23 protein-coding genes and 1 tRNA gene are annotated in these 19,181 nt (G+C 38.9%); 11 read left to right on the top strand and 13 right to left on the bottom strand.

What is annotated here, in order from left to right; genetic code table 11:
- Positions 1–6: 6 nt before the first annotated feature.
- Positions 7–804: a cobalamin-binding protein gene (locus tag B1C82_RS10370; protein WP_086447508.1), complete on the bottom strand. Its 798-nt coding sequence runs from the start codon at positions 802–804 to the stop codon at positions 7–9.
- On the bottom strand, positions 801–2,768 hold the full coding sequence (gene acs, locus B1C82_RS10365) for an acetate--CoA ligase (protein WP_086447507.1): 1,968 nt from the start codon (positions 2,766–2,768) through the stop codon (positions 801–803). The genes B1C82_RS10370 and acs overlap by 4 nt, the downstream gene beginning before the upstream one ends.
- Positions 2,769–2,921: 153 nt before the next feature.
- Between acs and B1C82_RS10360 the strand changes: the two genes are divergently transcribed.
- A complete protein-coding gene (locus tag B1C82_RS10360; RefSeq protein ID WP_086447506.1) occupies positions 2,922–3,626 on the top strand; it encodes a lysophospholipid acyltransferase family protein in 705 nt (234 codons plus the stop codon).
- Here the strand turns inward: B1C82_RS10360 and folE are convergent.
- Entirely contained in the window at positions 3,619–4,170 is a 552-nt protein-coding gene (gene folE / locus B1C82_RS10355; RefSeq protein ID WP_008591026.1) for a GTP cyclohydrolase I FolE, read from the bottom strand. The two genes, B1C82_RS10360 and folE, sit on opposite strands and share 8 nt — an antisense overlap.
- A gap of 140 nt (positions 4,171–4,310) precedes the next feature.
- On the opposite strand from folE, the gene B1C82_RS10350 reads away from it, so the two are divergent.
- A complete protein-coding gene (locus tag B1C82_RS10350; protein WP_086447504.1) occupies positions 4,311–5,435 on the top strand; it encodes a glycosyltransferase family 4 protein in 1,125 nt (374 codons plus the stop codon).
- A 1-nt stretch (position 5,436) separates the two neighbouring features.
- Here the strand turns inward: B1C82_RS10350 and B1C82_RS10345 are convergent, their stop codons facing one another.
- From B1C82_RS10345 to rocD, 4 genes are all read right to left on the bottom strand, one after another.
- Positions 5,437–5,628: a DUF1289 domain-containing protein gene (locus tag B1C82_RS10345; protein ID WP_086447503.1), complete on the bottom strand. Its 192-nt coding sequence runs from the start codon at positions 5,626–5,628 to the stop codon at positions 5,437–5,439.
- An 8-nt stretch (positions 5,629–5,636) separates the two neighbouring features.
- Complete coding sequence (locus B1C82_RS10340; protein ID WP_086447502.1) at positions 5,637–7,415, bottom strand: cation:proton antiporter; 1,779 nt, start codon at positions 7,413–7,415, stop codon at positions 5,637–5,639.
- Between the two features lie 141 nt (positions 7,416–7,556).
- Positions 7,557–7,886 carry a hypothetical protein gene (locus tag B1C82_RS10335; protein WP_086447501.1) on the bottom strand — a complete coding sequence of 110 codons (330 nt, stop codon included), beginning with the start codon at positions 7,884–7,886 and terminating at the stop codon, positions 7,557–7,559.
- 26 nt (positions 7,887–7,912) lie between these two features.
- The gene (gene rocD / locus B1C82_RS10330; RefSeq protein WP_086447500.1) at positions 7,913–9,148 is read right to left on the bottom strand and encodes an ornithine--oxo-acid transaminase; all 1,236 of its coding nucleotides are present in this window, start codon (positions 9,146–9,148) and stop codon (positions 7,913–7,915) included.
- A gap of 145 nt (positions 9,149–9,293) precedes the next feature.
- Between rocD and B1C82_RS10325 the strand changes: the two genes are divergently transcribed.
- The 3 genes from B1C82_RS10325 to B1C82_RS10315 are packed head-to-tail and all read left to right on the top strand — an operon-like array spanning position 9,294 to position 10,577.
- On the top strand, positions 9,294–9,620 hold the full coding sequence (locus tag B1C82_RS10325) for a TRL-like family protein (protein WP_411550317.1): 327 nt from the start codon (positions 9,294–9,296) through the stop codon (positions 9,618–9,620).
- On the top strand, positions 9,617–10,207 hold the full coding sequence (locus tag B1C82_RS10320) for a hypothetical protein (protein ID WP_086447499.1): 591 nt from the start codon (positions 9,617–9,619) through the stop codon (positions 10,205–10,207). Before B1C82_RS10325 ends, B1C82_RS10320 begins: the two co-directional genes overlap by 4 nt.
- Positions 10,188–10,577, top strand: coding sequence for a DUF423 domain-containing protein (locus B1C82_RS10315; RefSeq protein ID WP_086447498.1), 390 nt, complete (start codon positions 10,188–10,190; stop codon positions 10,575–10,577). The genes B1C82_RS10320 and B1C82_RS10315 overlap by 20 nt, the downstream gene beginning before the upstream one ends.
- Positions 10,578–10,582: 5 nt before the next feature.
- Here B1C82_RS10315 and B1C82_RS10310 read toward each other — a convergent pair whose 3' ends face one another.
- Entirely contained in the window at positions 10,583–11,230 is a 648-nt protein-coding gene (locus tag B1C82_RS10310; protein WP_086447497.1) for an NADPH-dependent F420 reductase, read from the bottom strand.
- Positions 11,231–11,387: 157 nt separating this feature from the next.
- Here B1C82_RS10310 and B1C82_RS10305 point away from each other — a divergent pair, with 157 nt between their 5' ends.
- Positions 11,388–12,203 (top strand): PhzF family phenazine biosynthesis protein, encoded by an 816-nt coding sequence (locus tag B1C82_RS10305; RefSeq protein WP_086447496.1) that lies wholly within the window; start codon positions 11,388–11,390, stop codon positions 12,201–12,203.
- Positions 12,204–12,207: 4 nt separating this feature from the next.
- Here the strand turns inward: B1C82_RS10305 and B1C82_RS10300 are convergent, their stop codons facing one another.
- Positions 12,208–12,849, bottom strand: coding sequence for a TetR family transcriptional regulator (locus B1C82_RS10300; RefSeq protein WP_086447495.1), 642 nt, complete (start codon positions 12,847–12,849; stop codon positions 12,208–12,210).
- Between the two features lie 121 nt (positions 12,850–12,970).
- Between B1C82_RS10300 and B1C82_RS10295 the strand changes: the two genes are divergently transcribed.
- The 3 genes from B1C82_RS10295 to B1C82_RS10285 all read left to right on the top strand — a co-directional run bounded on the left by B1C82_RS10295 (position 12,971) and on the right by B1C82_RS10285 (position 14,607).
- Entirely contained in the window at positions 12,971–13,396 is a 426-nt protein-coding gene (locus B1C82_RS10295; protein WP_086447494.1) for an ABA4-like family protein, read from the top strand.
- Positions 13,383–14,192, top strand: coding sequence for a hypothetical protein (locus B1C82_RS10290; RefSeq protein WP_086447493.1), 810 nt, complete (start codon positions 13,383–13,385; stop codon positions 14,190–14,192). Before B1C82_RS10295 ends, B1C82_RS10290 begins: the two co-directional genes overlap by 14 nt.
- An 88-nt stretch (positions 14,193–14,280) precedes the next feature.
- Entirely contained in the window at positions 14,281–14,607 is a 327-nt protein-coding gene (locus tag B1C82_RS10285) for a YnfA family protein (protein ID WP_086447492.1), read from the top strand.
- A 13-nt stretch (positions 14,608–14,620) separates the two neighbouring features.
- Here B1C82_RS10285 and B1C82_RS10280 read toward each other — a convergent pair whose 3' ends face one another.
- Together B1C82_RS10280 and B1C82_RS10275 are read right to left on the bottom strand one after the other, a co-directional pair.
- Positions 14,621–14,965: a hypothetical protein gene (locus tag B1C82_RS10280; protein WP_086447491.1), complete on the bottom strand. Its 345-nt coding sequence runs from the start codon at positions 14,963–14,965 to the stop codon at positions 14,621–14,623.
- Positions 14,962–16,494, bottom strand: a complete 1,533-nt coding sequence (locus B1C82_RS10275; RefSeq protein ID WP_086447490.1) for a carboxypeptidase M32 — start codon at positions 16,492–16,494, stop codon at positions 14,962–14,964. The genes B1C82_RS10280 and B1C82_RS10275 overlap by 4 nt, the downstream gene beginning before the upstream one ends.
- Positions 16,495–16,558: 64 nt before the next feature.
- On the opposite strand from B1C82_RS10275, the gene B1C82_RS10270 reads away from it, so the two are divergent.
- Positions 16,559–16,630 (top strand) — tRNA-Gly (locus tag B1C82_RS10270).
- A gap of 84 nt (positions 16,631–16,714) precedes the next feature.
- Here the strand turns inward: B1C82_RS10270 and B1C82_RS20820 are convergent.
- Positions 16,715–17,494 (bottom strand): ZIP family metal transporter, encoded by a 780-nt coding sequence (locus tag B1C82_RS20820; RefSeq protein ID WP_086447489.1) that lies wholly within the window; start codon positions 17,492–17,494, stop codon positions 16,715–16,717.
- A 60-nt stretch (positions 17,495–17,554) separates the two neighbouring features.
- On the bottom strand, positions 17,555–18,214 hold the full coding sequence (locus B1C82_RS10260; protein WP_086447488.1) for a hypothetical protein: 660 nt from the start codon (positions 18,212–18,214) through the stop codon (positions 17,555–17,557).
- Positions 18,215–18,431: 217 nt separating this feature from the next.
- Between B1C82_RS10260 and B1C82_RS10255 the strand changes: the two genes are divergently transcribed.
- Positions 18,432–19,052: a DUF6935 domain-containing protein gene (locus tag B1C82_RS10255; RefSeq protein WP_086447487.1), complete on the top strand. Its 621-nt coding sequence runs from the start codon at positions 18,432–18,434 to the stop codon at positions 19,050–19,052.
- Positions 19,053–19,181 lie beyond the last annotated feature (129 nt).

The following is a 19,181-nucleotide window of genomic DNA, read 5'->3' as shown; positions in this document are numbered from 1 at the left end:
AGGATCTTAAGAAAGAGAATTTCTTACTTCTTCTAAAATACGATCCATTTCTAGGATACCTTCTTCGAATAAGGCAGGTCCTGGTTGCAAAATGATTGCAGGGTCCATTTCGAAAATTTTATCATTCTTGATCGCAGGAATGTCTTTCCATTCATCTCTGCTACGGACCCATTCAAAATCCATAGGTTTTCCGCACCAACTACCGATGATCAAATCAGGTTTTGCATCAGCTACTTCATGAAGACTTATGATTCTGTCTTTGGCCAAGGACTTTTCTTTTAAATGACCGAAACAATCCAACCCTCCGACGATCTCCAATAGCTCAGAAACCCATCTGATCCCTGTGATAATCGGATGATCCCATTCTTGGAAAAATACCTTTAGTTTAGGTTTAGAAGAAGAACGCTCTTTTATCTCGTTTAACTTTTTCTTATACGATTCGATGAGTTTAGAAACTTGATCAGATTTTCCAATCAAGGCGCCCACCATCAAAATCGTTTGGAAAATTTCCCCTAAACTTCTTTGATTGGTTATTAGAACGTTTAGCCCTTCTTTCACAAGATCATGAGAAAGTTGTGCCTGAATATCCGAGAAACCGACTACCAGGTCTGGATCTAGTTCTTTGATCCTCTTTATATTTCCGTTAATAAAAGCGGAGACTCTTGGTTTTTCTTCTTTTGCCTTAGGAGGTCTTTCAGTATACGCTGAGATACCCACGATACGATCTTCCTCTCCTAATAAATAGAGAAGTTCAGTAGTCTCTTCAGTCAAACATACGATTCTTTGCGGACCGATTCTACTCAACTGTGATACTTCTTCTTATCTTCTATTAATTTTTCTACAACACTTGGATCTGCTAAGGTAGAGATATCTCCTAAACCTTCGAACTCGCTGGAAGCAATTTTACGTAAGATCCTTCTCATAATTTTTCCGGATCTAGTTTTAGGAAGCCCAGGCGCCCAATGAATCACATCTGGTCTCGCAATCTTACCGATCATTTTTTCGACAGTAGCGATCAGTTCTTTTTTGAGAGAATCATTTGTGGTCACACCTTCTTTCACAGTAACGTATGCATAAATTCCTTGGCCTTTAATATCATGTGGAAATCCTACAACGGCCGCTTCAGCTACTGAATGATTTTCTACAAGCGCGCTCTCCACTTCTGCGGAGCCGATTCTATGACCTGATACATTGATTACATCGTCCACACGACCTGTGATCCAATAGTATCCGTCTTTGTCTCTTCTTGCCCCGTCCCCGGTAAAATAATACCCTTTATAAATGGAGAAGTAGGTATCGAAAAATCTTTTCGGATCCTTAAACACTCCTCTCATCATAGAAGGCCAAGGAGATTTTATCGCCAGATTGCCGGAAACTTCTCCCTTGGAGTTGATCTCTTTTCCTTCATCATCTAATAGAACAGGTTGTACCCCGAAAAATGGAAGAGTTGCTGATCCAGGTTTTTGTGCGATTGCTCCCGGCAACGGAGAGATCATGATCGCTCCGGTTTCTGTCTGCCACCAAGTGTCTACGATCGGACATTTGGATTTTCCAATATTTTTAAAGTACCATTCCCAAGCTTCTGGGTTGATTGGCTCTCCAACTGATCCAATCAATCTAAGAGAGCTAAGGTTTCTTTTTTCGATAGGATCTGTTCCTTCTCTCATCAAAGAACGTATCGCGGTAGGTGCAGTATAAAATACTGTCACTCCATGTTTGTCTATTACGTCCCAAAATCTTCCTGCATCAGGATAAGTAGGAACTCCTTCAAACATTACAGAAGTAGCTCCATTAGAAAGTGGACCGTACACTAAATAACTGTGACCTGTTACCCAACCAATATCGGCAGTACACCAATATGTATCTGTAGGTTTGATATCGAAAACATAATGAAAGGTCATATTGACCCCGAGAAGATATCCTCCAGTTGTATGAAGAACTCCTTTGGGTTTTCCGGTAGAGCCAGAAGTATAAAGAATAAACAATGGGTCTTCGGAATCCATTTGCTCTGGCTTGCAATATGCAGGAAGGTTTGGATCGTTCATTAGATAATGCCACCAACGATCTCTTCCTTCTTTCCAGTTAAGTTCCGTTTCTTGGCTTGTCCTCCTGATTACGATCACATTATTTACTTTTTCAGAAGATTGATCCAAAGCAGTGTCGACCGCTTTTTTTAGATCCAAACTTTTACCACCTCTATAACCTCCATCGGAAGTTATGATCAGTCTTGGTTTACAATCTTCGATTCTACTTTGCAGAGCTTCCGGAGAAAAACCTCCGAAGACCACAGAGTGAATTGCTCCAATCCGAGTACATGCAAGAATTGTAATGGCGAGTTCAGGGATCATAGGCAAATAAACCATGACCACATCACCTTTTCGAATTCCTGAATTTTTCAGAACGTTTGCGAACTTATTCACTTCACGGTAAAGGTCGTAATAGGTATATGTTTTGGATTCCTGAGGATTATCACCTTCCCAAATGATAGCTGCCTTGTTTTTTAGGGGAGTATCTATGTAGCGGTCCAAACAATTATAAGAGACATTGATCTTGCCTCCTTCGAACCATTTTACTTTTGCATTCTTAAAATCGTGGTCTAAAACCTTGTTCCACTTTTTGAACCATGTAAGTCGGGTAGAAGCTTCTCTAGCCCAAAATTTTTTAGGGTTCTCTATGGATTCTTTATATAATGCTTTATAATCTTTGAGGTTGATATTTGCCGTTTTCTTGAAATTGGCGAACGGCTGGACGATTCTTTCTTTCGACATGGCTGATTCCTTCGCAATCGAATACGAAACTTTTTAATTTCAGTATTGTCCACTCATTCTCTAATTAACTTTTAATAGAGTTTTTATATAAAATCTCGCCTGTTACGTAAAAAAAAGAATGCTCCCCGACCGCATTTCAGCAGGCTCGCCTCAATGTCAGAAAAATTGGATACTCGGGAAAGTTTTAAGCGTAGATTCATAGTTTGGCTGGTGCCAACTCTTGTAGTTTTTTTACAAAGGATCATCGGACTCACCTCAAGAAAGGTGGAAATAGGAAAGGAGCATTTTAACTCTCTTTATCCTTTGAAGAAGCCGTTTATCCTATGTGTTTGGCATACGAATGTCCTTTATTCACCATACTTGAATAAAAATCGTAAGCTAGCCGTTTTGATCTCTGAATCTAAAGACGGTGATTTTATCACCGGAGTAGTGCATAGATTCGGTAATGGAAGCATTCGTGGGAGTTCCTCCAAAGGTGGATCAAAAGCACTCAAGGCAATGATCGTTCACTTGAGAAAAAATCTTCCAGCTGCATTTACGCCTGATGGACCAAGAGGACCTGCTTGGATTGTTCAGCCAGGAGTCATTGCGGCAGCTCAAGTTTCTCAGGTCCCTATCTTACCTTTTCATTATGAATGTACAAAACAATGGATTGCAGAGAAGTCTTGGGATAAACACAGGATCCCAAAACCTTTCACAACATTTGTGATCTCTTACGGAGAGCCTCTTATGGTCCCAAGGGATCTAGACGAGGCTGGTTTCGAAAGAGAAAGATTAAGAGTTGAGAAAGCAATGCTCGAAAATAAAAATCGGGCAGAGCAAAAAGCAGAAGAACTTAGAGCAAAATCTTCTAGGTAGAACCGGTCCGAATTAAATCCAGAAACTCGCTCCTAGTCACCATATTTGTTTTAAATTCTCCGAGCATACAGGAAGTGAAAAGTTCGGAGTTTTGTTTTTCTACTCCTCTCATCATCATGCAAAGATGTTTTGCTTTGATGACAACAGCGACGCCCAAAGGATCCAAAACTTCCATGAGGGCGTAAGCTATTTGTTCAGTCATTCTTTCTTGGACCTGTAACCTTCTCGCAAATACGTCTACAATACGAGGGATTTTGGAAATCCCTATGATCTTTTTATTTGGAATATAACCTACGTGAGCCTTTCCAAAAAAAGGAAGAAGATGATGTTCACAAAGAGAATACATTTCGATATCTCGGACAAGAACCATACCTTGGCTGTCCTCTTCGAAGATTGCTCCATTTACAATCGTATCAATGTCTGCCTTATAACCAGAAGTCAGGAATTCATAAGCTTTCCGGACCCTTTTAGGAGTGTTTAAAAGTCCTTCTCTATTCGGATCTTCTCCGATTGCTTTTAATATACTCGTTACTTCGTTTTCCAAGGTGTCTCTCCGTTCTTCGCTTTGAAAATGTATGTAGTTAGACTCGTCTGGACAAGTCTTGGTAATTTACTTCTCTTTTCAAGGGGAAAAGCGATTGGCTTGCCATTCCGACTTCATCCTATACGATGGTTTAACTTTCCATGAAGGCTAAAGGGATCAGAATAGGATTTGATGCAAGGATGATTTCCCATTCGGGGATTGGTTCCAGAGTCAAAGGACTTTTAAATTGGCTGGGAGATATTGCCTCTAAAAAAGGGATTCAGATCGTTCTGCTTGGAAATCCTGATCTTATAAAAAAGAATCTTTCTCCAAAGGTTTTAAATTCTTACGAAATTTTGGAATATAATACGGGAATCTATTCTATTAAAGAATGGTTCGGCATTCCTGAAATGAAAGATTTCGACCTGTTGGATATCCCACATTTTAATGCCCCTTTAAGATTCTTAGATCGTTGTATTGTTACCATTCACGATATCATTCCATTCAGAATGAAACAGTTCCATTCTTCTTTTTTGAAACAAGCATATATGAAGCTCGTTTTTTTACTCATAAGAAAGAAGGCCAAAAGGATTATTACAGTTTCCGATTTTACTGCAAAAGATATTACCGAAGTTTTTTCTTTTTCCCAAACTCAAATACGAACCATCTATAACGGGTTAGATTCCAAAAATTTCTCTCCTAAAAGTGATTTAGAAAAGAAGAAGTTCCTGAAACAGTATGGATTGAAACCTGGGTACTTGCTCAGCGTTGGGATCGGAAAGGAGCATAAAAATTTAGGATTCGTACTTAAATCTTTTAAAAAGCTTTGGTCCGAAAAAAAGATCAAACTAGATTGGGTGATCGCTGGCTCCGGCGGAAAACTTCCCGAGTATTTGATAGAAGATGCAAAAGGTTGGGAAGATAGAATTAAATTAGTTCCTTACCTGTCTGAGCAAGAATTGGCTACTTTATATTCTGCAGCAGGATTGCTTGTTTATCCTTCGTTATATGAAGGATTCGGATTTCCTCCTGTGGAAGCTCAGTCTTGCGGTTGTCCTGTATATTCTTCCAACTCAAGTGTTCTTCCTGAAATTTTAGAAGATACTGCATTTTTCTTTGATCCTACAGATTCTGTTTCTTTCGAAACTGGCTTAGTTAAGTTATTAGATTCTCCCAAACTTCTGAGTTCAAAAACCAAAGCAGGTTTGAAAAATTCTAAGAGGTTCGATTGGAAAAAATCAGCAACCGAAATTGTAGAAGAATATTTAAGGTTGGTGAAGAGCTGATTTAAGGATTTTTGAAAGAAGGTTTTCCTAGGGAAATTTTTCTCTCTTCTATTTTGAGTCGGATGTTCTTTCTTTCATCTTCCGTATACATGGTCCATCGACCGATCTCTTCTAAGCTGCGATAACAACCTTCGCAGAGACCGGTTTCATAATCCATATTGCAGACTTTAATACACGGAGAACGAACAATCATCCTAAGAACTACTTGGTCTTTTTGACCTTCTTCTTATTGGACGTAGTTTTTTTAGGTTTGCCCTTTGCAGATTTCGCAATTGTGGTGCTTCCATTATCATCTACCATTCCGGACAATTCAGTAAATAGAGAAAGCCCTGAAATTTTACCTGGAACGATTACGTGGGCTGCTCCATTATTTCTAAGAACTTCTGCTTCTTTTGGATCATCCGTAGTTAAGATGATCTTAGGTTGGTGATGTCTGCAGATACTTTTTAAGGACTCTAACAATCTACGGTTGGTAGTTCCTTTTAGGATCATATCCGACACTGTACAAACAATATATCTTGCTTCTTCAATTCCTAAATGGTGAAGACTTTCAGGATTTGCTAAGTCTCCATAAGCCCAACGAATCCCTTTAGATTCCAAAGTTTGTCTATAGATTGGATTAAAGTCCACTACCAACATTCTTTTTAGCCAACTAGGTTTATCATCTTCTATTCCGTCGATCAGACCTTGTGCGATCCTGAAATATCCTAAAACTACGATATCTCTTTTGGTCTCTCCGGTAACTTGGGACTCTAGAGGCTCTTTGTTTTCTTTCACTCCAAACAGAGATAAGAAGGAGATAATTCCTCTTGCGATCGTATCATTGAACAAGATCACATAAGTGGAGATAATAGAAGCGATGATCATAGAAGTCAGAACGATCGCTTGTAGATCTTTTCCAATATGTTCTTTTTGAACTCCCAAAGCTAAGATCACCAATGAGAATTCTGAAATTTGTGCCAGGTTGAGTCCTGCAACAATACCGGCTCTTAAACCTTTGCCTGAGAAAAATACAGTAGGAGCAATGATTATAACCCTGCTCACTAAAACAAATCCAACAGCTAAGAATGCGAGGCCTAAGTCACTTGCACTTGGTGCTTGGATTTTCATCCCAAGAGCTACGAAGAATAATGTAATGAAGAAGTCCCTGATTCCGGAAAGTTTGCTGATCACGTCCGCGCCATAAGGGAAGGCCGCGATACTCACACCTGCGATCAATGCTCCCATTTCTTTCGAAAGCTGGAGTTTTTCTGCAACGCCGCATAAAAAGAAACACCAAGCAATCGAAGTGATCAAAACCAATTCAGGTTTGGAAGCAGCAAAAAGGAAAAGTTTGGATAGAATGAAACGGCTGACTGCGAAAGCAACCGCAACGAGAGCAATACCTTTCACTAAGGATCCGAGTACATTCAGGATCTGAGGATCTTGCAAATCAGGTTGGATCCCCATAAATAGAATTGCCCAAATATCTTGTAAGACCAAGACACCGATCGTAAGTCGTCCGGCTACAGTGCTAATTTCAAACTTATCATGTAATAGTTTGACTACGATCATAGTAGAACTTAGCGAGAGTGCAATCGCAAAGTAGAGAAGATCAAAATTTCCAGGAGCAGGAGGGAAGAATGTGCGGAACGCAAACCAAGCCGCTGCGACTCCTAAGAAGAATTGTAAAACTCCCAGAGCAAACATGGAGCGTCCCATTCTTGCCAATTCTTTTAGATCGATCTCTAAACCGATGATAAACAATAAAAGGATCAAACCGATCTCAGAGATCAGTTCTATACTTTCTTCGCTTTTAACATAACCGATGGTCAGCTTTCCGCCTACATATGGTCCGAATAATGGGCCGATGATTAACCCGGCGATTACATAACCTAAGACGAGAGGTTGTTTGAATGCTTTTGCTATGATTGCGAAGAAAGTCGCGAAAATAATACTAAGGGCGATATCAACTAATAGAGTAAGTGAATGATGTTCCATCTTTTCGGTATGAGTTCCCCTTAAATTAGTTTTATTGGAAGGATATTACAAAAAGAAATTATTAAATGAATCTAGTCCATTCACTTTTTAATATGAATTTCCGTATCCAGAGAATGAGGGAGTAATGCTCCAAGAGAATTTTCAGTCGTTAGATTTGAATAAATCCTTCACTGCATCTTTTGCTTTGGACAAGGTGTAGTCTTCTCTATCGATCAGTACAAAATCTAAATTCTCTTTTTCTATTCTTGCTAGTACTTTAGCGATATCTCCAGGAGATTTTAAGTTGGTAGCCAGATATTTAAATTTGGTCCCGCATTCAGGACAAGCCTTGTCCTTGGTATAATTCAGTCCCAGATGTTTACATTTTCCGCAAGTTCCATATAGATCATCTATGATCATCAATTGAGAAGAAACTTCGCTGACGCTCAGTTTTTGCCAGACCCGGATGTACTTTTTGTCTTCAGCTGACATTCTTTTAAAAAAACGAATTCGAAAGATTAGTCAAGGGTTTTACGGATTGTCTGGAGAATGAGAGAAGTCGCTTCTTCTAATTCAGTTTTGGAAATACAAAGAGGAGGAGCGAATCGGATCGTGTGATCATGAGTTTGTTTCGCGAGAATTCCCGATTCTAATAATTTGTAGCAGATTTTTTTCGCTCTCGGTCCTGTCGCATCGGGAAAAAATTCTACTGCGTTTAACAATCCTTTCCCTCTGATCTCTTTTACTTTATCAGGATATTCCGATTTCAGAACTTGCAGAGAAGATCGAAATTCTTTTCCTCGTATGTCCGAGTTCTCTGATAAGTTTTCTTCTAATAACACTTGGACAGCTGTTTTGGCGACAGCTGCAGCCAAAGGATTTCCGCCGAATGTGGAACCATGGGTTCCCGGTTTTAGGGTAAGAATAATCTCATCAGAACCTAAAACTGCGGAAACAGGAAGAGTTCCTCCGGACAATGCTTTTCCCAATACGAGCAGATCCGGCTTCACATTTTCATAGTCTGCAGCCAAAAGTTTTCCGGTTCTACCAAGACCGGTTTGCACTTCGTCCAAGATCAGAAGTACATTTCGCTCTGAGCAAAGTTTGCGAACTTCTGTTAAATAACCTTCTGTTGGAACGATTACCCCAGCTTCTCCTTGGATTGGCTCCACCATAAATGCAGCTACATTAGGATCTTCTAATTCTTTTTTTAAGGCTTCCGGATCGTTAAATGGAATGATAGAAAATCCTGGAACGAAAGGTCCAAAATCTCCTCTGCTAGTTAGATCTGTGGATGCGGAGATTGCACCTATACTTCTTCCCCAAAAATTTCCGGAAGCAAAAACGATTTTAGCTTTATCGGTCGGGATTTTTTTAACTTGGTAACCCCATCTTCTTGCGAGCTTGACAGAAGTTTCTGCAGCTTCTACTCCCGTGTTCATCGGAACCATTCTATCGAATCCAAATGTATCACATAAAAATTTTTCCATGGGGCCAAGTTGATCATTATAGAATGCTCTGGAAGTAAGAGTTAGTTTTTCAGATTGGGTCTTTAATGTTTCTATAATTTTAGGATGGCAATGTCCTTGGTTCACCGCGCTGTATGCGGATAAAAAATCGAAATATTTTTTTCCATCTGTATCCCAAAGAAAGATACCTTTCCCTTTCTCTAAGACAACTGGAAGAGGTTCATAGTTAAATGCTCCGTACTCTTTTTCGGTATCGAAGTAAAATTGGGAAGTTTGCGTGTGCATCGTACTCGATTCTAACCGGTTCAAGAGTCACACAAGGAGATTTCGGTATTTTACCTTGACTTTTATGTTTCAACTTGTTGAAATTTATTACATGCAATTCTCTTTTCCGAAAATATCCGTTTCTTTACCGATCTTTTTTGCGATTATGTTCCTTACGAACTGTCTTTATACGAATATCAAATCTCCAGGTTGGTACTATTCTCAAAGTTATTCAGATGTAAGAGGAATGGAACCGGTGGGAAAATTAGAAGGTATTTCCTGCGGGACTAGCTGGCTCTGGATGGTTTACACTGGAGACGAGAGTTACGAGGCCGCAGTTCAAAATGCAATTAAGGATAAAGCGGACCTTCTATTTGATGTTCAGACTGATTATAGTTACAAATCCTTTATATTCGCTCTTTATTTTGAAAAATGTACCAGAGTGACTGGAATTGGAGTAAAACTTCCTCAAAGACTTCTGAAAAAAGAATGAAACTTGCTCCTTACATACGGATCTTTTTTTTATTTCTGATCATATCTGACTTGGTGGCTTGCATCCAGATAGGAGCAAGTGGTAGGGCATTGGTGCGTAGGAACCCAGAACCTTTCCCAACTGGGATCGGAATTCCACCAGATAATGATGTTCATCTGAATGGTGCAAATTTTAGAGATCCTTCTATCCATTATGGAGAATCATCCACTAAATTAAGGACTGGCGGTTTTGACGGTTATATTCGTACTACAACTTCTCTTCCGCATAAGGATATGTTTCATACATCTTTAGATGGATGGGATTGGTCTGCTCATAGGATCGTAAAATTCGAGGGAGAAAGTAAGGGCTGTCAATTTGGTGTACGTTTGTTTCTTCCAATTAAACGAGGGTCTAACGATGCATTCATTCCAATTCACTTCACATTCGGGAACAAAAGTTTTTATGAAGACTTGGGTGAGCAGATGAAGTTGAATTCTATTGAAGCTTTATTCGATAGTAGGCTGGACGTGGAGTACACCGCCTATATCTTCGGATTATTCAGAAGAAAATGTCTGAGGTTTCAAAGTTATGGCATCCAAAAATTCTAATTCTATTCCATTATTCTTATCTGCTATTTTAGGTTTTTTAGCAGTAGCTCTGGGTGCTTTCGGTGCCCACGGATTAAAATCAATATTAACTCCTGACTTGCTTACTATCTACGAAACAGGAGCAAGATATCATCTCATCCATGCAGTAGTTTTATTAGTCTTAGCACTAAGTGGCAATCTTTCAGGTTCCAAGTTTAGAAGAATCGGATTTTGGCTCATCTTTACTGGAATTTTAATCTTCTCCGGTTCATTATACGCACTCTCTTTATCTGGGATTAGAGTTTTAGGTGCGATCACACCCTTTGGTGGATTAGCATTTTTAACCGGCTGGGCATCGATCGCCTATTCTGCTTTTTCAAACAAAGAATAAGTTTTCTATCTAGTAATATGGAAATTAAAATCCGTATTACCGAAAGTCCCGTACAATCTTAACCAAAGTGGGAGTATCATTTCGGTTGCTCTTGCACCCGTGATATCTCCTAGATCGATAATGTTTTTCCAGGCAAAATCCTTTGTTAAAAGATCTGAAACTTTCTTTTTTGCTTCCGAATCGTTTCCGCAAATGAACACATCATGCTCTCCCGGAACTCTGGAAGCGTTTACCATAATTGTACAATTCATTGTGTTTAATGTTTTAACCACTTTCAGATCCGGAAAAGATTTTTGGATCGTTTCACCTAAAGAATCGTTTGTTCCGAAAATTAAACCGGGCGGTCTTCCTTTAGAGAAATCAAGTGCGTTAGCTAGATCCACTAAAACTTTTCCCTTGAGAGTTTCTTCTCCAGCGGATTTTAAAACTTCTACACTGATCTCTCCTTTAGTACAATTAAATATAATGTCTCCGAAAGAAGCTGCATCCTTGAAGGTCCCTTGAGAAGCTTTACTTCCTGATTTAGAAACCCATTGTGCAGCTTTTTCATTCGTGGCAGAACGAGATCCCATTTTGACTTCGTGTCCTTTTTCGATTAGCTTACTTCCTATGGTTTCTCCTACCATTCCAGTGCCTAAAACTCCGATTTTCATTTAATTCTCCGAAGATATGATTTCAATATTGTTTTAACCAGATCAGTTTAACTGTTCTTAGACAAAAGATCGAATGTATTGTTCTTTCTGTATTGGAAAAAAGAAATAAAACTGTCACTGTATTCCTTTTCAAAAATAAGGAATGATAATTACGAATATGAAAACCGAATATACGATCTTCCAAATAGATGCATTTACAGATTCCTTATTTAAAGGAAATCCTGCAGCGGTTGTTCCCTGGGAAGGAGATTGGTTACCGGACTCTAAACTAATTGATCTTGCTGCTGAGAATAATTTATCAGAAACTGCATTCTTTCGTCCCAGAAAGGAAAAGGGAGAATATGATCTGAGATGGTTCACTCCGGGTGTAGAAGTAGATCTTTGTGGTCACGCAACTCTTGCGACTGCGTTTGCAATTTACGAAATATTAGAAAATAAACCTGGACCTTCTTCTTTAAAATTTCATACGAAGAGCGGGATACTGGAAGTGTATCGCGAGAATGGAAAATACTATTTGGATTTTCCTGCTAGGCCTCCTATAAAGACTGAATATTCTCCAGATGATGTGGCTTCTTGCTTTAATATAAAAGCAAAAGAAATTCTGAAGGCTCGTGATATCTTATTTGTTTTTGAAAAAGAATCAGATGTGAGAGATTTAGTTCCAAATCATGATTCTTTGAAGAAGCTTCCATTCTTTGCGGCAATTGTAACTGCTCCCGCAGACAAGGGGAGGTCCTACGATTTTGTTTCCAGATTTTTTGCACCAGCAAAAGGAGTTCCAGAAGATCCGGTGACTGGTTCTTCCCATTGCACATTGATCCCTTATTGGTCTGAAAAATTTGGGAAGAAGGAACTGAATGCTTATCAGGCTTCCGCAAGAGGTGGAAATTTAGTTTGCGAGAATAGAGGAGAAAGAGTTCGGATCGGAGGGAGCTGCAAATTATATTTGAAGGGTATTTTCTATCTTGAGTAAAATTTTACTTATAAGATTTATTCTTTAGACCCGAATCCAGAATTTGTAAAATTTTCTCTGCTTCCTGCAAAGCGTTGTTCTTATCGATTTGCAGCAATGGATTATTCAGTTGGCATTCGTTGAGTAAAACAGAATATCCGTGAACCAATGACCAGGCTGCAGTTGCTATTTCTCTTGCTTCGAATTTATTGATCTTTTGAGACTCACAAACTAGGACAGTTTCCCAAAGTTTTAAGAAAGAATTTTTACCTGCCTCTACAAGATCTTCTAAATCACCTACCGGCCCAAGATCAATATGCCACATCGCTCTATAATAGCCAACATTCTCTAGACAAAAAGAAATATAAGCAATGCCTAACTTCTTCAATCGATCGAATGGATCAGAAGCATTTTCCGCTTTCGTAAATTCTTCAGTGATCTTTATAAATCCATCTTTTGAAATTTGAGCGAGAAGGTCCCGATGAGAAGGAAAATGTCTATAAGCTGCGGCATGGCTGACTCCCGCTTCTCTTGCGATCTCCCTAATTGTGAATGTTGAATCCTTGCTACTCTCTAGACGTTTTAAGGCTAATGTTTTTAGGGTTTCTGCCAAATTACCATGATGATAAGAACCTTCCGGCTTTTTCATTTTTTTCCTTGCAGGCATAAAAAATTTCCTAAAAAATGTTGACGTTGGTAACATTCGGTGTTACCAATAGTAACATTCTCGAACCGACAATAGATTTTTCAAGTAAATCCCATTTCAAACTGGGAAATTAAGAGGTTTTATGACTCCAGAATTAACATTCAAACTAGCTAGCAATTTTGCGATTATAGGCTGGTTATTACTCGCAGGTCTTCCAAATGCTAGAGTAACTAAATTATTGGTAAGAAACGGGGTTTGGCCTTTGGTCCTTTCCGGATTGTATTTGCTGATACTTGCGTTGTATGCGAGGGGAGGATTCGATTTCGGATCATTGGAAGGTGTAACTAAGCTGTTTGAAAATCCTTGGGTCTTACTCGCAGGTTGGGTTCACTATCTTGCCTTCGACCTATTTGTTGGAATTTGGGAAACAAAAGAAGCAGAGGTATTGGGTATTTCCAAATGGATACTGATCCCTTGTTTATTTTTAACACTGATGTTTGGACCAATCGGTTATTTATTATTTCAAATTGTTCGTTGGAGAAAAGGAGGAAACCATGCAAGCATCTAATGTTTTATATCCGAATCATTCTCAATCGGAAGGTTTTTTCTGTACTTTAAGAAAGAATAGAAGCTTAAGTTTTTATGTTGGGTTGGTATCTTTACTTTTAATACCAGTTTACATTCTTCTTTCTCAAATAGATCCAAGAATTGTAGTAGGAGTCAATACTTGGATCAAACCGATCAAGTTTGCCGTTTCGATTGGAATCTTTCTTTGGACCATGGCTTGGTTCTTGGAATTATTGGGAGACTTTCCTACGTTTAGAGATAGGGTTGAAAAATACTTTGTGATCTCCACAGCTGTGGAATTGGTGCTGATTACTTTTCAATCTGCGAGAGGAGTGCAATCTCACTTTAACCAATCATCTGCATTTGACGGAGCCATCTATAGTATCATGGGAATGTTTATATTTCCTATGATACCAGTCGCAATTTTGATGGATAGAAAGTTCAAACTTCTGGGTTCCAAGTTGGATCCTAGAGTGTTAACTGCGGTTAGATTCTCTCTTTGGATCTTTACAATTGCTTCTGTGATCGGTGTTTTTATATCTGCGAGACTCGCTCATGCAGTAGGTGCTCCTGACGGAGGTCCAGGATTACCGCTAGTGAATTGGAGTGTAAATGGTGGAGATATTCGTATCGCGCATTTTGTGGGGATCCATGCTTTACAAGTTCTTCCATTATTCGCTTTCCTAGCGATTAAACAAAGTTGGAATACTTTTAGTGTTAAAATTGTATCTATAGGTTATGCAATCTTGGTAGGAGCAGTTTTTGTAAATGCGATGCTTGGTCGTCCTTTAATCTAAAAATTTCGAGATCCGAATCTGTCGTTTAGATAAGGTTCGGATCAGTTTTCTTCTTCTAAAAAACAGCCTTTCAAAAAGAAATCATGATATGGAATACTTTAAATCGGTAATGATCTTTATATTCGCAGGTCTTTGTGAAATAGGCGGCGGATATCTTGTATGGCTTTGGTACAAAGAATCCAAATCAGTAGTCTATCTGATTATTGGCGGATTGATCTTAGCTTTGTACGGAGTAGTCGCCGCTTTACAATCTTCTTCCTTTGGAAGAGTGTACGCTACCTACGGTGGATTCTTTATTGTGATGTCTTTGTTATGGGCCTGGAAGATGGATGGGTTTCAACCAGACCGATATGACATCATAGGATCTTTGATCGCCTTATTTGGAGTAGCAGTTATTTATTATACTCCGAGATAAGAATAGTTCTTATTTAAGAGCCTGCCCTTTCTGTTCCGAAATAAAATTTTCCCTGTTTGCGGATCAGGTTCCTTTGTATCAATCCATCAGCAATGATAAGTAGTCCTTGAGCTGCTGCATGTTTCTTTTCATCCGGAACATCGTTTTGTTTGGACATTAGCTCATGAACAAATTTCCTACGTTTTGCATCCATAACTCCTAACATAGAACCGCAAACTTTTTTATCTCCAACCAAGAACGCAAGTGCCAAGGTTTGCGGAGGAGTTTCATTACATAAATAAAACAATGCAAGATTATCAAAGAAAGACAATTCTTCGAAGGATTTTAGAGTTAATTCTTCCTTATCTTCTCCGCTCATATTTCCTCTTGTTCATTGATCTTAGAATCCAAATATTCCACTAAGTATTTGGAGTTTGGCTCTTCTCCGGTTGCTTGTCGGATGAGTTCCTTTGCTTCCAGACTCCTACCCTTACTGTGAACATGTTTTCTAAGCCAATTAAGGAGAGAAGAAGTTTCTCTGTTTTTCAATTCATCCTTAAACTTAGGATTTTGACAGACGAAGGCGGAATAGAGTTGGGCCGCATAAATATTTCCCAAAGAGTAAGTAGGAAAATAACCGAAGGCCCCGCCGCTCCAATGAACATCCTGCAAAAATCCTTGTGAATCATCCGGAACATCTACACCAAGCAAAGATTTCATTCCATCTTTCCAAGCATCTGAAAGATCTTTTAAAGCCAGTTCCTTTTTGAAAATTGCCCTTTCAATTTGGAATCGTAAGATCACATGTAGATTATAAGTAATCTGGTCTGCTTCTACTCTGATCAAAGAGGGTTTGGATTTATTCACAAAAGAATAAAGTTTAGAAAAAGGGAGGGAAGATTCGGAGATTCCTAAGTTCTTCAGAAATAGAGGATAGATCCCTTGCCAAAATTCTTTGGACCTTCCCACTTGGTTTTCCCAAAGACGGCTCTGAGATTCATGAACACCTAAAGAAACGGAATCTTTTAAAGGAGAAGGACCTCCCACAATTAAAGAAATTCCAGCCTCATACAAAGCATGACCAGTTTCATGCAAAACGGAATACACGGAAGAAAGTGGATCAGATTCTTCGTAACGTGTTGTGATCCTTTTATCAAAAGAACCTAAAGAAGTAGAGAATGGATGAGCGCTGGAATCCAAACGAAATCCTGACTCAGGCAAACCCAAAAGAACAGGAAGACTTGTATTAAAAGGAATCTGAGAATCGATCGGAAAATTTCCCTGAAAAGGAAACTCTGCATCTTTTGCTTTCGCAATTAGAGGTACTAAAGATTTTCTAAGATCAGCGAATAGAACTTCTAAGCCTGAAGCTTTTGCTTCCGGTTCATATTCATCTAAAAGAGCGTCATACGCTTCCGTAGAATAACCAAAATAGTCAGCCTTCTGAAATACAAGATCTACGATCTTTTGTAAGATAGGAAGAAAAGAAGAAGCATCATTCTTCTTTCTTGCATCTACCCAAATAGAATGAGCCTGACTTGTAACCTTGGAAAATTCTTCCACCCAAGAGATAGGCAAACAAGAAGAACGATCCAGATCTTTGAATAATAAATGCAGTTCTCTTTCTCTAAGAGATTTACCCGGAGCATCAGAGCGAGAATTTTCTTCTCTTGCTTTCTCCGCTAAACTGCGAAATGAATCACTGATAAAAGATTTATGAGCAAGTCCGGAAAGAAAACTAAGTTGATCACCTCTTTCACCTAAGCCGTCGCTTGGGATACCGATCTCCATGTCCCAATGCAATACACTTCCAATATTCCTAAGATGATAGATATTACGGAATTCATCCCGATACGTCTTGAACGCCGGAAGGATATTTTCCCAATTTTGAAGCTCAGATTCCCACATACTTAAAAAACATTCTTTTCGATTGACATCTCGTCCACCAACCAAAAACTGACTTTTGTCTATCGCGGGCATGGTGTAATGGCTAGCACCGTAGCCTTCCAAGCTTCTAGTGAGGGTTCGAGTCCCTCTGCCCGCAAAAATTTCCCCCTTAAATCAAAACGAAATTGCGTAGAGGTCGAGTCCACAATTCAAAAGTAAGATTCTGACTTTTCCTTCCTCCTTACCCAAAAATCGTATCTAAATACATCATAAATACAAACCCAAAGATTAGTGTCAAAGCGGAGAAGTCGTGGAATCCTCTCTTATGAGTTTCAGGAATAATCTCTCCAACTATAATAAACAACATCGCACCTGCTGCAAATCCCATAGTCCATGGCATCATCGGACCAGCGATGGAAACTGCAAAACTTCCGACTAGTCCTCCAATCGGCTCTATCAGTCCTGTTAAGAATGCTATTGTGAAGGATTGAAGTTTAGAATATTTTACGGATAGAAGGGACACTGCGACTGCCAATCCTTCTGGAATATTTTGGATACCAATTCCTGTTGCAAGAGAAAGGCCTGAAGTCAATCCGTCTCCTGCTATTCCAACTCCTACTGCCATTCCCTCTGGAAAATTATGAAGAGTGATTGCTACTACAAATAACCAGATCCTGCTAAGCGCTTTTGTATCAGGTCCTTCTTTTCCGGATATGAAATGTTCATGAGGAGAATATTTATGGATTAGAAATAGAATACCGACGCCGAATAGAAGCCCTAAAATTACAATACCAGCAGCAGAACTTTTGTTCTGAAAATGAATTTCACCAATCTCTAATGCAGGTAGTAATAAAGAGAAGAAGGATGCAGAGAGCATAATTCCCGCCGCAAAACTCAAAAGCCCGTCTTCTAATTTTGTAGAAAGTTGTCTGATCGCAAAAACACCTGCTGCCCCGAGACCAGTGCAGAGCCCTGCGGCTAAACTTGCTAGGAAACCGGAGAATATGATATTAGAAGACATGGACCAGGTTTTCTCCGTCTGACGCAAGTCTTCAAGATTTTTTATGGATTTAAATGTTTGTTATTTTCCTGGAAATAGTTCATGAAAATTTGAATCTGCAAAATCGTTTGGGATTAGCTCAGGGTGAAGAAGCCAAGATTCTTTTGGATTAAATTTACATTCGCCTAAGCAGTCATATTTTCCGTTCTTAAAAATATTCCCTCGAACATCTGCTAAAAATAATCCCTCAGTTCTTTCCCAGACTCTGATCCCTTTTTCGAATCGGATCCAATTTATTGAAACTGGAGCATCTGAAAGATTGCAGGTAACTATAACTAATCTACCTTTGGGATTCACTAATTCGAATCCAATCATTGCTCCATTCACATCTTCCCAAAATAGAATTCGACGTTTAGATAAGTCTATTGGAGAATTTTCACCACGATTGGGATTTAGGCGGATACATTTCTCTATGCAGATTTCTGTTTGTTTTGATTTAGTATCTCCGAATTTTATCACCTTTGTTTCGATATGATATTTGTTGCTATTGATTCGGACTAAATTCTTTTTTCCGATTTTATTTTCAGATAACCAGCCTAGAAAACTTGAATAGTCAGGAACGAGTCCCCAAGGACCTTGATATGCTCCAACAGGAAAATTACAAATGGAGGAAGGTTTTAAAGGGGTTGAAAGTAAAGCCTTTCCAGAGAAAAGTAAAACTAATATCAATAGTTTTTGCATTCGGGTCTGTTCTCCTAAATGGATTTTTTAATAGTTCGGAATTCTTCTAAATTTCTAAAGAGTCATTCCGGATTTAATGATAATTTCGCTTTTAAAAATGAAGCCGCCTATTTTGGTAAAAAAATTATTAATCTATATTAAGTTTAGAACTTTATACTCGACTTGATTCAGGTTTTGACCTAAATCTGACCTCATTCTTTTGACCAGTGGTGCGATTATGAACCGAATTCTAAAATATGTTTCTATTCTATGGATGATCTTGTTTGTGGGGAGCTTATCCGCTCAAAACGAAACCTATAATGTGACTGCAAATTCTTGGCCCGCAGATTTTACTTCTTTCGAATCATTTAGAGACGCGAATGCAAGTAATTCTCAAGGAGCGGTGATTGTTCTTTTAGCCGCACTTTCTATTTATTCTAAAAATGCAGAAGAAGGTAAGAAGGCGTTGATCATATGCTTGGATGCTAACTCTTTGATTTCCGATAATTCTCCTAATGGATACAAAGGTTTTAATATCAATAGGAATACGATCGACTTAGTAAAAAGGCAGTTAGAGCAACATCCTTATCTGATAGGTTCCTATCTGCCAGGATCTTCTTTCCAAAATGGTTATAAACCTTCTAACCCTCCTTATAATTTTACACTGACTTCGAATCGTTTTAGTGGAACGGAGGAATCGGGGCAGAAGAAATTATTTCTTCCTTCTTCCGGAGCTGATACTCCAAGGCCTGTGACTGTAAAAAGAAATGCTAAGGGTGTATGGAAGGCTGCTGAGTTTTCCAGCCTATTAGTGGGAATTAAAAAACCTGCCACTTCTAATCCAGCGGATGATCTTTGATCATTTTTCATATTTCAAATCTTAAATTCTAGAAGTAATTTTCTGAATCTTATCTTCTAATCGTTATAACTGGGGTTTCCAGCTATAACGATGGTCTCTTTTCGGGCGTTTTCTTTTTTACTTCTGGGC

Origin of the sequence: Leptospira venezuelensis, assembly GCF_002150035.1 — a bacterium.
In the GTDB taxonomy this organism is placed as follows: Bacteria; Spirochaetota; Leptospiria; order Leptospirales; family Leptospiraceae; genus Leptospira_B; species Leptospira_B venezuelensis.
Note: the sequence above shows the minus strand (reverse complement) of the source record. Positions and strands in the feature narration are given on the sequence as shown.

Bases quoted from the DNA above. Each gene is read 5' to 3' on its own strand.
- acs (WP_086447507.1), bottom strand. From the start codon at position 2,768: ATGTCGAAAGAAAGAATCGTCCAGCCGTTCGCCAATTTCAAGAAAACG.
- B1C82_RS10360 (WP_086447506.1), top strand. From the start codon at position 2,922: ATGTCAGAAAAATTGGATACTCGGGAAAGTTTTAAGCGTAGATTCATA.
- B1C82_RS10350 (WP_086447504.1), top strand. From the start codon at position 4,311: ATGAAGGCTAAAGGGATCAGAATAGGATTTGATGCAAGGATGATTTCC.
- B1C82_RS10345 (WP_086447503.1), bottom strand. From the start codon at position 5,628: ATGATTGTTCGTTCTCCGTGTATTAAAGTCTGCAATATGGATTATGAA.
- B1C82_RS10340 (WP_086447502.1), bottom strand. From the start codon at position 7,415: ATGGAACATCATTCACTTACTCTATTAGTTGATATCGCCCTTAGTATT.
- B1C82_RS10335 (WP_086447501.1), bottom strand. From the start codon at position 7,886: ATGTCAGCTGAAGACAAAAAGTACATCCGGGTCTGGCAAAAACTGAGC.
- rocD (WP_086447500.1), bottom strand. From the start codon at position 9,148: ATGCACACGCAAACTTCCCAATTTTACTTCGATACCGAAAAAGAGTAC.
- B1C82_RS10325 (WP_411550317.1), top strand. From the start codon at position 9,294: ATGTTCCTTACGAACTGTCTTTATACGAATATCAAATCTCCAGGTTGG.
- B1C82_RS10320 (WP_086447499.1), top strand. From the start codon at position 9,617: ATGAAACTTGCTCCTTACATACGGATCTTTTTTTTATTTCTGATCATA.
- B1C82_RS10315 (WP_086447498.1), top strand. From the start codon at position 10,188: ATGGCATCCAAAAATTCTAATTCTATTCCATTATTCTTATCTGCTATT.
- B1C82_RS10310 (WP_086447497.1), bottom strand. From the start codon at position 11,230: ATGAAAATCGGAGTTTTAGGCACTGGAATGGTAGGAGAAACCATAGGA.
- B1C82_RS10305 (WP_086447496.1), top strand. From the start codon at position 11,388: ATGAAAACCGAATATACGATCTTCCAAATAGATGCATTTACAGATTCC.
- B1C82_RS10300 (WP_086447495.1), bottom strand. From the start codon at position 12,849: ATGCCTGCAAGGAAAAAAATGAAAAAGCCGGAAGGTTCTTATCATCAT.
- B1C82_RS10295 (WP_086447494.1), top strand. From the start codon at position 12,971: ATGACTCCAGAATTAACATTCAAACTAGCTAGCAATTTTGCGATTATA.
- B1C82_RS10290 (WP_086447493.1), top strand. From the start codon at position 13,383: ATGCAAGCATCTAATGTTTTATATCCGAATCATTCTCAATCGGAAGGT.
- B1C82_RS10285 (WP_086447492.1), top strand. From the start codon at position 14,281: ATGGAATACTTTAAATCGGTAATGATCTTTATATTCGCAGGTCTTTGT.
- B1C82_RS10280 (WP_086447491.1), bottom strand. From the start codon at position 14,965: ATGAGCGGAGAAGATAAGGAAGAATTAACTCTAAAATCCTTCGAAGAA.
- B1C82_RS10275 (WP_086447490.1), bottom strand. From the start codon at position 16,494: ATGTGGGAATCTGAGCTTCAAAATTGGGAAAATATCCTTCCGGCGTTC.
- B1C82_RS20820 (WP_086447489.1), bottom strand. From the start codon at position 17,494: ATGTCTTCTAATATCATATTCTCCGGTTTCCTAGCAAGTTTAGCCGCA.
- B1C82_RS10260 (WP_086447488.1), bottom strand. From the start codon at position 18,214: ATGCAAAAACTATTGATATTAGTTTTACTTTTCTCTGGAAAGGCTTTA.
- B1C82_RS10255 (WP_086447487.1), top strand. From the start codon at position 18,432: ATGAACCGAATTCTAAAATATGTTTCTATTCTATGGATGATCTTGTTT.